The sequence below is a fragment of the Leptolyngbya sp. NK1-12 genome (genome assembly GCF_032598965.1).
In the GTDB taxonomy this organism is placed as follows: Bacteria; Cyanobacteriota; Cyanobacteriia; order Elainellales; family Elainellaceae; genus Elainella.
The window spans coordinates 823,686-839,075 of the sequence record NZ_CP053586.1 but is presented as its reverse complement, the minus strand read 5'-3'; the positions used below and the strand labels follow the sequence as shown (position 1 = coordinate 839,075).

The 15,390-nt window shown below is 53.1% G+C and carries 14 protein-coding genes and 2 pseudogenes; 6 read left to right on the top strand and 10 right to left on the bottom strand.

Annotated features, from left to right (window positions below):
• Positions 1-189: 189 nt before the first annotated feature.
• On the top strand, positions 190-2,199 hold the full coding sequence (locus HJG54_RS03050) for an ABC1 kinase family protein (protein ID WP_316433289.1): 2,010 nt from the start codon (positions 190-192) through the stop codon (positions 2,197-2,199).
• Between the two features lie 325 nt (positions 2,200-2,524).
• On the opposite strand, the pseudogene HJG54_RS35345 reads toward HJG54_RS03050, so the two are convergent.
• The 9 genes and pseudogenes from HJG54_RS35345 to HJG54_RS03005 all read right to left on the bottom strand — a co-directional run.
• Positions 2,525-2,981: pseudogene (locus HJG54_RS35345) on the bottom strand (transposase); the annotation flags it as partial.
• An 11-nt stretch (positions 2,982-2,992) separates the two neighbouring features.
• Positions 2,993-3,301, bottom strand: a pseudogene (locus HJG54_RS03040) (restriction endonuclease subunit S); the annotation flags it as partial.
• Positions 3,298-3,693, bottom strand: a complete 396-nt coding sequence (vapC, locus tag HJG54_RS03035; protein WP_316433285.1) for a type II toxin-antitoxin system tRNA(fMet)-specific endonuclease VapC — start codon at positions 3,691-3,693, stop codon at positions 3,298-3,300. The gene vapC and the pseudogene HJG54_RS03040, both read right to left, overlap by 4 nt.
• Positions 3,694-3,701: 8 nt before the next feature.
• Positions 3,702-3,932 (bottom strand): DUF2281 domain-containing protein, encoded by a 231-nt coding sequence (locus HJG54_RS03030; RefSeq protein ID WP_316433284.1) that lies wholly within the window; start codon positions 3,930-3,932, stop codon positions 3,702-3,704.
• Between the two features lie 13 nt (positions 3,933-3,945).
• The gene (locus HJG54_RS03025) at positions 3,946-4,089 is read right to left on the bottom strand and encodes a hypothetical protein (protein ID WP_316433283.1); all 144 of its coding nucleotides are present in this window, start codon (positions 4,087-4,089) and stop codon (positions 3,946-3,948) included.
• A 110-nt stretch (positions 4,090-4,199) separates the two neighbouring features.
• On the bottom strand, positions 4,200-4,367 hold the full coding sequence (locus HJG54_RS03020) for an N-6 DNA methylase (RefSeq protein ID WP_316433282.1): 168 nt from the start codon (positions 4,365-4,367) through the stop codon (positions 4,200-4,202).
• Between the two features lie 290 nt (positions 4,368-4,657).
• A complete protein-coding gene (locus tag HJG54_RS03015; RefSeq protein WP_316433281.1) occupies positions 4,658-4,795 on the bottom strand; it encodes a type II toxin-antitoxin system Phd/YefM family antitoxin in 138 nt (45 codons plus the stop codon).
• Between the two features lie 206 nt (positions 4,796-5,001).
• Entirely contained in the window at positions 5,002-5,499 is a 498-nt protein-coding gene (locus HJG54_RS03010) for a hypothetical protein (protein WP_316433280.1), read from the bottom strand.
• Positions 5,500-5,675: 176 nt separating this feature from the next.
• Positions 5,676-8,870, bottom strand: coding sequence for a valine--tRNA ligase (locus tag HJG54_RS03005; protein ID WP_316433279.1), 3,195 nt, complete (start codon positions 8,868-8,870; stop codon positions 5,676-5,678).
• A gap of 137 nt (positions 8,871-9,007) precedes the next feature.
• Between HJG54_RS03005 and HJG54_RS03000 the strand changes: the two genes are divergently transcribed.
• Positions 9,008-9,268, top strand: coding sequence for a hypothetical protein (locus tag HJG54_RS03000; RefSeq protein ID WP_316433277.1), 261 nt, complete (start codon positions 9,008-9,010; stop codon positions 9,266-9,268).
• Between the two features lie 66 nt (positions 9,269-9,334).
• Here HJG54_RS03000 and HJG54_RS02995 read toward each other — a convergent pair whose 3' ends face one another.
• Positions 9,335-10,207: an SDR family oxidoreductase gene (locus HJG54_RS02995; RefSeq protein ID WP_316433276.1), complete on the bottom strand. Its 873-nt coding sequence runs from the start codon at positions 10,205-10,207 to the stop codon at positions 9,335-9,337.
• A gap of 238 nt (positions 10,208-10,445) precedes the next feature.
• Here HJG54_RS02995 and HJG54_RS02990 point away from each other — a divergent pair, with 238 nt between their 5' ends.
• From HJG54_RS02990 to HJG54_RS02975, 4 genes are all read left to right on the top strand, one after another.
• Positions 10,446-11,732, top strand: coding sequence for an SH3 domain-containing protein (locus HJG54_RS02990; protein WP_316433274.1), 1,287 nt, complete (start codon positions 10,446-10,448; stop codon positions 11,730-11,732).
• An 84-nt stretch (positions 11,733-11,816) separates the two neighbouring features.
• Positions 11,817-12,500 (top strand): queuosine precursor transporter, encoded by a 684-nt coding sequence (locus HJG54_RS02985; protein ID WP_316433272.1) that lies wholly within the window; start codon positions 11,817-11,819, stop codon positions 12,498-12,500.
• Positions 12,501-12,562: 62 nt separating this feature from the next.
• Entirely contained in the window at positions 12,563-13,435 is an 873-nt protein-coding gene (gene lipA, locus HJG54_RS02980; RefSeq protein WP_316433270.1) for a lipoyl synthase, read from the top strand.
• Between the two features lie 385 nt (positions 13,436-13,820).
• Entirely contained in the window at positions 13,821-15,380 is a 1,560-nt protein-coding gene (locus HJG54_RS02975; RefSeq protein WP_316433269.1) for a S8 family peptidase, read from the top strand.
• Positions 15,381-15,390: the final 10 nt, after the last annotated feature.

Genomic DNA, 15,390 nt, shown 5'->3' with positions numbered 1-15,390 from the left:
GTCCGATCGGCAAGCTATCAGGAATCCGTACTGCGGCAGACTGGTTATCGCGCTGGCGTAGTGACCAGAACACAACCTGGTTATGAGTAGAGTGAAACAGGGAAGCGCAACCCACTGTTTATTTAGATTATTCATAGATTATTCAGAATCGCTTGTTGGAATCTGCTTGATCGATATACCGGAGACTCAATGCAAACCCTATCTTCGTCTGATTCAGGCACCGAGCCAGTTCCAGGAATTGTAGTTGAAAGTGAACTTCATCCCGCTCCAGAGGAACACCTCAAATCGGTGCAGGTGAATGTGTTGGATCCGGAGGCGGTGGCACAACGGTACGATCCGGTGGCGATTGCCCAGCATTATCGGGGGCGGTTCCTGCAAGTTTGGGGCCGCATCCTCAGCGTGTTTTGGATTTTTTCTACGTTTATGGTGGCTCTCTGGTGGGATCGGCGCACCAACTCAGTGGAACGTAAACAGCCGAAGCGAGCTGCTCAACTGCGCGAAATTTTGACGACGCTGGGACCGGCCTATATCAAAGTGGGGCAGGCGCTTTCGACTCGGCCCGACTTGGTGCCACCTGCCTATTTGGAAGAACTAGCCCAGCTACAGGACCAGTTGCCGCCCTTCCCAAATGAGATTGCCTTTCGTTTTATCGAAGAGGAGCTGGGAGACTCGCCGGATCAGATCTACGCCGAACTGTCGGATCATCCGCTGGCAGCGGCGTCATTAGGGCAGGTGTACAAAGGCAAACTCAAGAGTGGCGAAACGGTAGCGGTGAAAGTGCAGCGTCCTGGTTTGGCGCAGCAGATTACGCTCGATCTCTACATTCTGCGGCAGCTTGCCGTGTGGGCCAACAAGAACTTCAAGCGCATCCGCAGCGATTTGGTTGGCATCATGGATGAGTTTGGTGCCCGCATTTTTGAAGAAATGGACTACACGCAAGAGGGACGCAATGCCGAGCGGTTTGCCCAACTCTACGGTCATTTACCGGATGTGTATGTACCGCGCATCTACTGGCAATATACCCAGCGGCGCGTCCTGACCATGGAGTGGATCACCGGCACCAAGCTAACCCAACTCCAGGAAATTCGCGCTCAGGGCATCGATGCGGGCTACTTGGTGGATGTGGGCGTGCAGTGTTCGCTGCGGCAGTTGCTAGAGCATGGCTTCTTTCACGCCGACCCCCATCCTGGCAATTTGCTGGCGACTCCTGATGGTAAGTTGGCCTACCTCGACTTTGGCATGATGAGCGAGGTGAAGCCCTACCAGCGCTATGGCTTGATTGAGGCCGTGGTGCATTTGGTGAACCGCGATTTTGATTCGCTGGCGCAGGACTATGTCAAGCTAGAGTTCCTGTCACCCGAAACCGACCTGGCGCCGATTGTGCCCGCTCTCGCCAGCGTGTTCGACAATGCCTTGAATGGCACGGTGGCAGAAATTAACATCAAGAGCATCACCGATCAGCTCTCGGAGATTATGTACGAGTTTCCGTTCCGAGTGCCCGCCTACTATGCGCTGATCATCCGCTCGCTGGTGACGCTGGAAGGGATTGCCATCAATGTAGACCCGAATTTCAAGGTGCTGAGCAAAGCCTATCCCTATGTCGCGAAACGGCTCCTGACCGACTCATCGCCGGAACTGCGCGCTTCGCTGCAAGATTTACTGTTCAAGAATGGTCGGTTTCGCTGGAATCGTCTGGAGAATTTGCTGCGCAATGCCCGCAACAGTCCGGATTACGATATTAACCAGGTGCTGGAACAAACGCTGGAGTTCCTGCTGTCGGAACGGGGAGCCTTCATTCGCGACAACCTGGCCGAAGAAATTATCAAAGGCATCGATGCGGCGGGGCGGAATGCCATCGAGCAGGTGCGGGCACAGCTCTGGGAATGGGCTGGACTAGAGCACCAGGCCCCATTAGCCACTACTGAACCCAGCACGTTAGATCATGTGATGCGGATTATCGATCTGCTACAGGAAACCCCTGGCTTTGATCCGATGCAGCTTGTGCCGCTGATTCCGCGCATCCTGGTAAAACCAGAAACTCATGAGTTTGGTCAACACATTGTCAATGGCCTCGCCCAACGCGCCGCCGCCCGCCTGATACGGGAACTGCTGTTGCGCACTGATCCAGACCTGCGTGGAGCAAATGATTATCGCACGCCTACCAAGACACCAGCGCTGCCCAGTAGAACTGCTCAGTAGAAATGCTTAGTAGAACTGGTTGAGCTTCTCTCTCAATAGAGTGCTTTGCCTGCCGCAAACCGCTAGCCCTATGCTTAGCTCACGGGTGAGAACACAGCCGCAAGCTTAGCTATCACTTAGCTGTCAGTATTTGGCCAGTGCTTAGCAATAATGTCAGCCATTTTATAAGCCAGGGTTAATCCGTAGTCAGGTTTATGTTCCCAGGTTATGAATCGGTTGAGACATTTGCTGAATGACATGGCAGGGATCTGCCCCCTAAATAGTCGTCCCTGAAAAACTTCTGTTCAAGCGTTTGGAGCAAGCTTAACCAGCGGAGCCACTATGTATTGATGCGGTCTCCCGTTTTGCCCCGCAAGTAGTTGCGTTTGAGCGCATGATCCTGCTTAGTATGACCAATCACCGGTTCAATCGCACTCCGGCGCTTCAGCAAGCGTTTGAGGGGGGCGTTTGCCCCTACTCGCAATCACCACTTCAACATCTTCGGGATGGTGAGCTTTGCTCCGAAATCCTTGGTCTACAAAAACTTGCTTGGGCCGCTGCCCCGTCAAACGGTCGGTCTGCTTGAGGCCCTCTTTCAACGTTGCCCCATCATAGGGATTGCCATGCACAGCATCGGCAGCAACAATCCAGTTGCTTTGGAGGGTCGTCACAAGCACTACTTTGCATCCAAACTCGTAGTGCTTGTGAACTTTGCCCTTGGCAATGCATTTGGTTTCGGGTGCATGGACGCTGTAGCGCTTGTCTTTGTCCTTAGGTTGTTGCCCGTGAATCTGTTTAGCCCTTCTATTGGAATGCCCACTGCACAGGCTTGGTTGGTTGCTGCTTCAATCCCTAGAATTGCAGTTTTTCCAATAGTGGCACCATACATCGCTACTGCTACGGAACCTTTAGGAAAGAGCTTGGCACTTGAGTTCTGCAAGCCTAGCTCGGTAATCTTTTCCTTTGTGTCTGTAATAACTCCTTGCCCAAGCTCTCCAATTTTGATCCACGGAATGCTACCCCCGTAATACACAGGATTATTACGAGACGGTGTACCACCTGAACGCCAGGGAGCAACGTCTGAAAGAAGTGTATAAATCCAACCTTCGGGTAGCTCACTCACACTTCAACCTCCCAATCTTCGATCTCCAAACCATCCACACGGCTAAACTCGGTGTTGTTGTGCGTGATCAGGGTTAGGTTGTTTGCAAGAGCGATCGCGGCAATTTGCAGATCATAGGAGCCGATTGGGGTTCCTACGGTTTCTAACTGTGCGCGAATCGTTCCAAATGCCACTGCTGAAAGATCATCGAAAGGTAAGGAGGTGAATTGTCGCAAAAATGCTTGCTGCAATGCGAAATTTTGTTGTGGGTTCGCACTTTTCATCGCTCCATAAGCCAGTTCTGCCTTTACGACTGAGCAAACAGCCATATCTTGAACTGGAGTATTATCCAGCCTCTGCCTCAGATTGGAATTTCTCCCCCTTAAGTAAACAATGCAGGTGTTAGTATCCAACAAATATCTCATGCCAAAAGTTCTCGGTCAGGTTGCGTACCTTGGGGCTGTCTGATGAAAGTCTCATCTTGAATACAGCCATAAAACTCTGCTAGCGATTGCTTAGGCTGAATGGACAATTTCTGAGGAGAAGCCGTCCGGGATTTTTGGAGCAAAAACTCAGCAAAGTCCAGAATTTCCTGCTGTTTGTCAGGCGATAGCGATCGCACCTTTTCTAAAATGGCTTGCTCAAGCGTCATGGTTTACCTCCTTCTACAACTCAACGACCTCTTCTCCCAATTCTGCCAGGATTCCATGAAGCTCTGTGATCGCCGCTTCCAGTTCAATCATGGCTTCCTGGGCAAGGGCAGCGGGTTCGGGCAATTCCTCAGTCCCGTTTTCGTCCTCATGCCGCAACCAGGCAATATCCAGGTTTTCGTTGCGATCGGCAATCCAATTACGAGTGAATCGGCGAAACCGTCCCTGTTCGCCTGTGTCTTTGCGTTTAGCAAGACTGGCAGGACTCCCTAGCGGATCATCGCCAACGCTGCTTCAAACTCGGCAAAGTGCGATCGGGTGAGCTGGGTGCGCGTGCCAAACTGAAGCATATTGGCACGCATGTCATACACCCAAACCTCTTGAGTGTTTCCCTTCTCCTTTTTGCCTTGTGTGAAAAACAAAACGTTCGTTTTCACGCCCTGAGCATAAAAGATCCTCGTTGGCAGCCGCAAAATCGTATGCAGAGTTGGAACTCATTCCCAGTCTCCTGCATCATCTCAAGGCACAGCAGGTAAGTCAGCTCAGTGACATATTGCAAGTATGTAGCACCATCGTCCCGCAAGACGTTACATAGGTTCCATAGCTTTTGAACAATATCACTGGTGGCAGGTATAAACAGGGCATGAATTAAGGAATAAATCAGTTCTGAAGTTGCAGATTTTGGAAATCTGCGTAATCTGAGGTGTTATTTGTAACCAGAATCAAATCATTCCCACAAAATAATTGCCACTCGTTTTCCCCGGCGAGTAATCTCAACGGGAGTTCCTTGCTCCGCCTGATGGATCAACTGGGCAAGCTGGTCGCGCGCTTGGGCAATGGAATACTGAGGGAAAGGGTCAGACATGGTCAAGAGATAGCTATCCAAACGGCTATTTAATCACAGGATAGCCAACACCACATCTGAGTTATTGTCAACTCTGGATATGGAGGCAACAGCGTCGAATTGAATTGAATGCCACTGCCTGTGCAGTCACACACCTTGTATTTGAATTTCAACCTTGCTGACCCCGGTCAACCATGTGTTCTAGTAAGTGCCCATATCAAAGCGAGTCAGGTGGATTGATCGTCTGAACCATTAATGTTGGATTTAAACTGAGCTGCCAGCGCTTCAAGTTTCTCTTTTTCTTGCTTCAGGTTTTCCTCTAGTTCCTGGATTTGCTCCCGACGAGCTTCCATCTCTAAAGCACGACGCTGCAATTCTTGACTCTTGAGCGTGAGAGACTGCCGCCATTGCTCGGCTCGCTGTACTTCTTCTTGCAGTAATGCGGGGCTGACACCTGCTCCCAGGTATTGTTCGATCAGCTCCAAAATCCAGGGGGTAGCGTCCTGCACCCTTTGCACTTGGCGTGAGGTCGTCAATTCCGCCAACAGCAGTGCCCCCTCAAGATAGCCATTTTCGGCAAACCCATCGGTGGAGCTGTCGATACAGAGGTCATTTCCCTCATCCGACACTACTGTCCAGGCATGTTCAGCCTTTTGCTGGGCAAGTAACTGTAGATAAGCTTTGCCCTCAGGATCGTTCCTTTTTACCTGAACCAGATGCCACATGATCGTGAAACGGGATTGATTGTTGAGAAAAGTATATCCTTTGATCCTGCTGCTTTGTGCGGCTGGGGTTCGCTCGGATCACTCGGATCAAGAGGACAGGCAACAGGATCGGGTGACGACATTTCACAGGAACAATCAGCTAGCGAATCGCAAAGTTTGTGCCTTAGCCTGACACCTCAGGATTGCAACGGTTTCAAGCGCTCCCTCAGGATTTCTGCCTGTTTCTCGGCTTCTGCTAACGCAGTTCTAGCATTTTGCACCACCTCAGCGGGAGCCTTATCCACAAAATTAGTATTACCCAACCGCTGCGACAATGCTGCAATCTCGGCTTCCACCTTACTCAGATCTTTCTGAAGTTTGGCCTTCAGCGCATCCACATCTACCACACCTGCCAGCGGAATCACCACCTGCACGGTGCCCACTACGCTGGCAATTTGCTGACTGGCGTTGGACTGGCTAGAGGGCGGCTGAGTGGGCGGCGGGGAGACGGGTGGCGGCACTGGCACCACGGTTGTGGGGATCGGCGGCTCTACCGGCATGGGTTGGGTTGTGAAATTGCCTCGGATTTGCTCGCGGGCCTGATTAATTTGCTCGCGGAGTTCCTGCCGCATTTCGGCTCGGCTGAGGAACCGGTAAATAAACCAGGCAGTGTAGCCAGCCCCAATCAGCTTCAGCAAGGGCGAAATCAGGATCAGGTCATCGACAGCTCCCACAACGGCCAACAGAATTTTGGCACCAATCAGCAACAGCACAAGGTAACCCACCGTCACGGCAGCTCGTTTGTAGACGGCTTTGTTGCTGTCAGGCAGAGTGCCAGAAAAAATCTGCTGGCTAGAGGACTCCACAGGAGTGTCAGCGTCAATGGGGGATTCTGCTGCTCTAGCCGCTCGTTCAGACGGGACGGGTTCTGCATCAGTTGGGCCATTGATTGTTAAGTCCTCCACCTTGGCTAGGTCCTGGATGTAGGTCTGCCCAGCGGTGAGAATTTGCCGTTCCCGCTCGTCTTCAGTTTCTAGGAAGGTTTTGATTTTCACACCCGGCTTGATGTCTGCCTCGGCCCGCAGGTTGCGAATCGTGCGAACCGTGGCAATCAGCAGATCAAAGCGCTGCTCTAGATCGGGATCAATCAGGGTTGTATCTGCTTCGGGGTAAGCTTCCAGGGCTAAACAGCGCTCCTCTCCAGTTTGGGTCAGCGTGTGCCAAACCTCCTCGGTAATGTGGGGCATAAACGGATGCAGCAGCTTCAGGATGCCTTCCAGAACATAAGCCAGCGTCTGTTGGGCCACTTGTCTAGAGGTCGGATCTGCGTTCGCTTGCAGCCGTGACTTGACCAGCTCGATATACCAGTCGCAAAAGTCGCCCCAGATGAATTCGTACAGTCCTTTAGCCGCTTCTCCCAAACCGTAGCTATCGAGTTCTCGGCGGGTCTGCTGCACTACCTGGTGATAGCGCGATAGAATCCAACGGTCGCTCAGTTCTAGATTGGCAGGATTGGGTTGGCCGAGCTGGGCTGGGGTTTTGCCGTCCAGGTTCATCATCACAAACCGAGAGGCGTTCCACAGCTTGTTGGTAAAGTTGCGCGAGGCTTCGACGGAAGCGGATTCATCAGTTTTGCGGTTATATTCCAAACGGATATCCTGACCGGCTCCGGCCACTTCTTTCACCAGGGTATAGCGCAGCGCGTCGGTGCCGTATCTGTCGATCAAAATCAGCGGATCGATACCATTATTGGCCGACTTGGACATTTTCTTGTTATTTTCGTCCCGCACCAAACCGTGGATATACACAGTGCCAAACGGCATTTGCCCGGTGAAGTGAGCCGCCAGCATGGTCATCCGCGCCACCCAGAAAAAGATGATGTCAAAGCCAGTCACGAGCACGGTGGTGGGATAGTAGCGCTCCAAGTCGGCGGTTTGTTCCGGCCAGCCCATCGTCGAGAAGGGCCAGAGTCCCGAAGAAAACCAGGTGTCGAGTACGTCGGGGTCTTGCTCAAGCTGCACAGTGTCGCCAAACTGAGCCACGGCCTGAGCGCGGGCTTCGGCTTCGCTGGTGGCCACAAAGAAGGGCGTCTCGTCGGTGATTTCGCCGTTGGTTTCGCTGACGGCATACCAGGCTGGAATCTGATGACCCCACCAAAGCTGGCGGGAAATACACCAGTCGCGCAAACTCACCAGCCAATCGCGGTATACCTTGGTCCAGCGTTCCGGTACGAATACGGGTTCGCCTCTGTTGTCGAGGAAGTCCAGCGTTTTGTCAGCTAGGGGGCGAATTTTGACAAACCATTGGGTCGAGAGCAGCGGCTCCACTGGTACCTTGCCCCGATCGCTGTAGGGCACTGTATGCTTATAGTCTTCGACTTTGACCAAAACGCCATCTGTCTCTAGGCGCTGCACCACGTTCTTGCGGGCCTTGAATCGATCCTGGCCGGCAAACTCGCCAGCATTCTCGTTCAGGGTGCCGTCCTTATTCATGATGTTGATCATGGGCAGGTTGTGGCGTTTGCCCATCTCGAAGTCGTTCGGATCGTGCGCCGGGGTCACCTTGACGCAGCCGGTGCCAAAGGAGGCATCGACATACTCGTCGGCGATAATTGGAATCTCCCGATTCATGATAGGCAGCAGCACCGTTTTACCCACAATCGCCTTGTAGCGCTCATCGTCAGGATTCACCGCCACTGCCGTATCGCCTAGCATCGTTTCCGGTCGAGTCGTCGCCACTTCTACATAACCAGACCCATCAGTAAGCGGATAGCGAAAATGCCAGAGATGGCCGTTGACTTCCTGATTTTCCACCTCTAGATCCGACACTGCCGACTGGCTGGCCGGACACCAGTTGACCATGTATTTGCCGCGATAAATCAACCCCTCGTCGTAAAGCTGCTTGAAGGCTGTCAGTACGGCTCGCGACAAGCCCTCATCCATCGTGAACCGTTCCCGCGACCAGTCCACCGAGACGCCCAGCTTACGCAACTGTCCCACAATCGTGCCGCCCGATTCCTCTTTCCATTCCCAGGCGCGCTTCAAAAAGGCGTCCCGTCCTACGTCATAGCGCGTTTTTCCCTGCTGGCGCAGTTCTTTTTCTAGAAGCGTCTGCACGGCGATACTGGCATGGTCGGTGCCGGGGAGCCAGAGCGTATTGCGCCCCAACATGCGGTGATAGCGGACCAGCGTATCGATCAAGGCATTTTCAAAGGCATGGCCCATGTGCAGGCTACCCGTGACGTTGGGCGGCGGAATCACGATGCAGTAGGGGTCGCCTTCGCGGTTGGGATCGGCCTTGAAGACCTGTTTGTCCTCCCAAAAGTGTTGCCATTTGGCTTCGGTCACTGCGGGATCGTACTGGCTGGCGAGGGTGGGAATCGCTGCGGTCATGGGTTGATTGGGTAACGAGAACGCTTCTTAGTATCTTAGTAGTTTATTAAAAAAAGCTTTTACTTGACGCGGGCAGCAATAAACTGGTCCATAGTGGGAACCTTAAAGCTTATTGTTCATTGGGGCAGCCATTTTATATGGATCACCACCAGCAGGAACTCCGTCATGCTGCGGCTCAGGCCTTCATTGCCTCTTTGGATCAGCTTGCGGATTGCTTAGAAGCCCCCACCGCACCAGCATCCAACCAAACCCTGAACCAAGAGCAGCCTGCATCAACTGTGGTTAACGCTGTAGCAACCGAAACCTCTAGTTTGCAAGCGTTAGAAGCAGCAGCAGCAGATATTGAAGCCTTCATGCAGGCAAACACCACTCTTAGGCGCAGCCTTCTCGCCGAGTAGCAGATTGGGTGAAAGCTCCAGTGCACTTGAGTGTACTTTTTCAATTAGTTCGCACTTCAGCGGACCTCACAGCTCAGCTTGTAGGGCTAGGATCGCGTCTTTAAAACCCTTAGGCTGGTATCCCAAACTATAGGCCAATTCACTATTGAGTGAGGCATCGGGCGGTCTGGGAGCTGCCATTTGAACATCGGCCTGTCGGCAAGGGTTGAGCTGATCGATCGGGAGCTGCAACACCTCGGCCAAGATACAGCCTAACTGATAACGCGAGAGTCGTTCGATGCCGCCTAGATGAATAATTCCCTTGACGTTAGCCAGCGCCAGAAAAATTCCCTGAGCTGCATCCATACCGCTGACTGGATTGCGAATTTCGTCGGTGAATAAATTAATCGACTGTCCGGCTCGCAGCATTTTGATCCAGGGTTGGATGAAACTGCTAGCCGTGGGGGCAGCGCCAAACATCAGCGGCATTCGACAAATCACGACACCAGGACAGCGCTCCTGCATTCCTACCTCTGCTGCCACTTTGTGCTCACCGTACCGGTTGATCGGGCAGACTGGGTCGGTCTCACGGTAGGGCGGATTCAACCCATCAAACACCTGCTCTGACGAGGTAAAAACACAGGGAATTCCAGCTTCGGCACAGAGTCCCGCCAGTTCCCAAGACGCAACTACATTGATGCGGTAGGACAGGTCTGGATCGGACTGACAGGCATTAGGGCTAGACAGAGCGGCAATGTGCAGCACTGCATCGGGCTGCACGGTTTGCATCACCTGCTTGATGGCCTGATAGTCGGTCAAATCCAGCGGCAGCAGGGTGACGCCGGGAACCTCACTGGGATGGGTGTGGTAGGTGCCGTAGAGTTGCCACTGGGATTGGGCGAGCTGGCAGAGATGCCATCCTAGAAAGCCACTGGCTCCGGTCACAAGAAGCTTTTTCATCTGGGCTGGGGGTTCATTTGAGTTGATTTAATTTAGTTGGAGATAGAATAATACGGACGATCTGAATAAACTGCTAAACTGGCTCTTAACACCAGATGTACCGTATTTTGGCTTTCTATTGCCTCTCCATCTAGCGGCATCGGAAATTTTCCGGTTCCAATGCTTGGTCGCAATTTTCGATTCAGTTTCGTTATTCATGAACCAGTTGCTGCACCCACATTTTTGAAGGCTGTTTTCCATGAAACCCAGAGCGACCCATCCCTTCATGCTGATTCATCGGTATCGTTCTGAAAAGCTGCTCCTGACTCTGGTGTGTTTGGGGCTGTTAACGGCTTGCGTTGCGCCTCCCCTCTACGAGGATGAAATGCTGTCTCAGCCAGACGCGGCGGCTGACCCCAATGCGGCAACCTACCCTCCCCAGCCTAGCCCATCGGCGAGCGGCACGGAAAGTCCTGCGGCTGAATCCTCCCAGTTTGCCTTTCCCTTACCTACCTGCGGCGATCGCACTTCTGAACCGAGCGGCACCTGGTATTCCGTGTTTGTAGATGGTGGCAATATCGAGGAAATTCGCTCCCAATACTGCGGGGATGCCATCAGCGCCACCCGTGACAAAAGTGGCATCCCTACAGTTCAAGTTGCTAGCTTTACCAGCTATGCCAAAGCCTTGAGTTTGGCCAAAGCGGTTGGTGGTGTAGTTGAGCAAACTACCCAGCCGTCTCCCAATCCAGCTCAACCAGGGACGCAACCCCCTGCGAATCGACCGCCTCACCAAGCAGGCAACCCGGCTCAGGTGGGACAAACCGCCTATTTAAGCGCCAGCGATCCCACTGCCCCAATCAATATTCGCAGTAGTGCTAGTACCGAGGCTGATATCCAGGCGACTGGCATTGTAGGAGAGCGGGTTCAGATCTCGAATCAGGTTCAAGGCAGCGATGGCTACACCTGGTATGAGGTGCGGTCCGAGTCCGGGGCTGCCGGATGGGTGCGGGGGGATCTAGTCGCAGCCCAACCGCCTGCGGTCCAGCAATCTCCCGATCCGTCTGCTCCTCGTAGAACTGCCCCGATGCCAACCCCCAACTCACCGAACTACAGCCAGCCTCCGTATTCTCAGCCACCTTACTCTCAAGCACCTCCTGCCCAGTCGCCCCCTGCCCAATCGCCCTATACCCAACCGCCCTACACCCAACCGCCCTACTCTCAAGCACCGAACTCGCCGCTGCCTTACCCCCCCTCCTACGCGCAACCCCCCTATTCCCAACCCCCTTATCCACAGCAGCCTCCAAGCAATGGGGGACCGCCTTATGGCATGGGTGGCAGCGCGGTTCTAACTGCTAGAGATCCAGGCTCTGCGATCAACATCCGAGAATATGCTAGCCCCAACTCGCGGGTGCGACGAATGGCGGCTCCGGGGGAACCCGTGCAGATCTTTGGCAGTGCTCAGGGCGAGGATGGCCATATCTGGTATCAGGTTGGAGTCGGTGGCGGTATGGGCTGGGTGCGGAGCGATCTGGTAGTGCCCAACTAGCCGAGCCGTAGAGCCTAATTTGCCTGAAATGACACGTAAAATGGGTAAGTGTGAATTACGCCTAGCTGCTCTGTTAACTATCCTGTGAACAAATCCTTTCGGCACCTCGACACAATTACGGCGCTGTTTGTCACCGTTTTGCTGATTTCCAACGTCGCCTCGACCAAGATTGTGGCATTTGGCCCCTTGACCTTTGATGGGGGCACTATCTTATTTCCGCTCAGCTATATTTTTGGCGACATTCTCACCGAAGTCTACGGCTATGGCCGCTCCCGTAAGGTGATCTGGATTGGCTTTTGTGCCGCTTTGCTGATGTCGCTCACCTTCATGATCGTAGGGGCCTTGCCGCCTGCTCCCGACTGGCCGAACCAAGAGGCATATGAAAAGATTCTGGGTCTGACGCCCCGTATCGTAATCGCTAGCCTCGTAGCCTACTTTGCGGGCGAGTTTTCCAATTCCTTCACCCTGGCCAAGCTGAAGCTAATCACCAACGGCAGACAGCTTTGGCTGCGCACGATTGGCTCTACCCTAATCGGACAGGTCATCGATACGGCTCTGTTTATTCTGATTGCCTTTACCGGCGTGGTGCCCAATAGTCTACTCTGGACCTTGATTGTCTCGAATTATTTGTTTAAGTGCGGCGTCGAGATTCTGTTTACCCCAGTCACCTATGCCGTCACGGGCTGGCTGAAGCAGCAAGAGCGAGAAGACTACTATGACCGCCATACCAATTTCAATCCCTTCCGGCTCACGGGGGCAGGTCGCTAGCTAGTGAGCGCCGAAACGCATGGCATAGAATGAAGTTTAGTAACATTCAGTGAGTGAGTCACGTGACAGTCAAACCAGAGTGGTTGCGGGTGAAAGCACCGCAGTGGGAGCGAGTTGGTAACGTTAAAGGCATTTTGCGCGATCTGGGGCTGAATACGGTTTGTGAAGAAGCCTCCTGTCCCAATATTGGTGAATGCTTCAATGCCGGAACTGCCACATTTCTGATCATGGGACCGGCCTGTACCCGCGCCTGCCCCTATTGCGATATTGATTTTGAGAAGAAACCAAAGCCGCTTGACTCAACCGAACCCACTCGACTGGCGGAAGCCGTGCGGCGGATGAACCTGAACCATGTGGTGATCACCTCGGTAAATCGGGATGATTTGGCTGATGGAGGTGCATCTCAGTTCGTCGAATGTATTGCTGCGGTGCGGGCGGTTTCGCGCCAAACCACGATTGAAGTATTGATTCCAGACCTCTGTGGCAATTGGGACGCCTTGGCGATGATTTTGCAGGCCAAGCCCGAAGTGTTGAACCACAATACCGAAACTGTGCCACGCCTGTATCGCCGCACCCGTCCGCAAGGAGACTATCAGCGCTCACTGGATCTATTACAGCGGGCACGGGAGATTGCGCCTCAGATTTACACCAAATCGGGGATTATGGTCGGTTTGGGGGAAACCGATGCTGAAGTGCGGCAGGTAATCCAGGATCTGCGGACGGTGGATTGCGATATTTTAACCATCGGCCAGTACCTCCAGCCCAGCGCCAAACACTTAGGCGTGCAGGAATTCGTTCGTCCCGAACAGTTCGACGCTTGGCGGCAGTTTGGTGAATCATTGGGTTTTTTGCAGGTGGTGTCTTCGCCACTGACGCGCAGTTCCTATCACGCTGAGCAGGTGCGAGTGCTGATGCAGCAGCATCCGCGTAGGTGAACCTAGACCAAGCAGAATTAAGAGCTTACTTCGAGCTTTACAGCCTTTTTCAGGCTAGTGAAGTACGAAAAACGGGGTGCAGGGGCACTGCCCCTGCGTGGTGGCTTCGTCCCCACAACCCTCTACCTCACATGAGTAGAAAAACGCTGTATAGTTTTTTCCTCTTGCCAACCAAGCTGTTGATAACATCAGAGCAGTCTTGTACCAATCAGTTACCAATCAGTAATACTGACATGCCGTCAGAAAAACGCAATTCGCAATTCGCAATTGTGAAACCTAGCCGCTGCATCAATTACTGTCATCAATTACTGTACCGAGCGATGGCATCTGATGCAGAATCGGCTTTGCAGGGAATTGGTATGAGTGGTTCCCGATGAAACTGTTGATGACAACGTTAGAAAGTATGAGCAACTTCACCTCCCGTCTTGGTTCTCGTTCTTTACTCCCAGCTTCGCTGCCTATGTTGGGGAGTAGCCCCAGTTCAGCTCCCCTGAAACAACGCCAGCAGCGCCTTGCTAAATCCTTGGCCTTTAGACCCTATCGTCTTCAGGATGGCCCACAGACCAACACGGGGGTTAAACGCTTTCAGGGCGTCGGCAGCCTGGATCGGCGAGATCGGCTCGACCCGAATGCCAGGAAGCGTTACTACTACGAAGACTGGTCCCTACCAAGGAGCGCGAGAGTTGGGCAGTTGGTAGAAGTCAGCCTGCGGTCTCGTAAGTTTGATTCCTATCTCTACTTGGTGGGAGGCCGCAGCCGCAGAGGCAGGCTCCTCTTGAGCGGTTTCAACACGCGCTTTACCGATGGTAGTGATTTTCTCAGTTCCGACTCACGGCTGGTTTTCACTGTCAAACCAGGTGTGCAGTATCGATTGCGGGTTACTAGCGAAAATCCGCGAGCCACGGGGCGCTATACCATTAATTTTCGGGTTTATCCAGCCTCTTCCAGCGAGTTTGACTTTTTCTACGGATCGGGCTTAGTTGATGCAGGATCAGCCGTAGCTAGAGCAGTTAATCGTCCTGCTTTCCGCACCAATACCCTATTGGGTGGCGATGATTGGGGTCGGGATCTGGTGCAAGCTCCTGCAGTTTGGGAACAGGGGTTCACCGGACAGGGAATCACGGTGGCGGTGCTTGATTCTGGCGTTGATTACACCCATTCTGAATTAACGAACAACATCTGGACTAACTCAAAGGAAATTGCCGCGAACGGAATTGACGATGACCAAAACGGCTATATCGATGATGTGCGTGGTTGGGACTTTCTTAGCAATGATAATGATCCTAATGATTTACCCACCGATGGACATGGTACCCACGTAGCCGGAACGATCGCGGCTGCTCGCAATGGTACTGGCGTCACCGGCGTAGCTCCTGATGCTAAAATCATGCCGCTGCGCGTCTTTGACGAAAACTCAACGATTGACGACCCAACCTTAAATCTCAATGTTATTCGCGGTATTGATTACGCTATTAACAATGGTGCCAAAGTGATCAACCTCAGCCTGCGCAAGGCAATTCGCTACGATTTTGAGCTGGGGGCAGCGTTGCAACGGGCCGCTCAAGCGGGGATAGTGGTGGTGGTTGCATCTGGCAACGATCGGATTAACGAAGGTATGGTGCAACCCTCAGAGCTAGCATTCCGCGCCATGATCAACAATCTGGGAATTGCCGTTGGGGCCGTGAATCGAGAGCAGCGAATGGCACTATTCTCCAATCCGGCTGGGCGCTCTCTGGGCAATTTTGTAGTGGCTCCGGGGGTGGCCGTTCGTTCTACCCTACCGCTGGAGCAATTTACTGAATTCAATGGCACATCAATGGCGGCTCCCCATGTGTCAGGAGTAGCCGCCCTGATGCTGAGCGCTAACCCTAACCTAGCTCCCAGCCAGGTTTACAGCATCTTGACCCGGACGGCTAACCCACGCAATGTTGAGGTGAGTCCTTAAATCCCTAGAC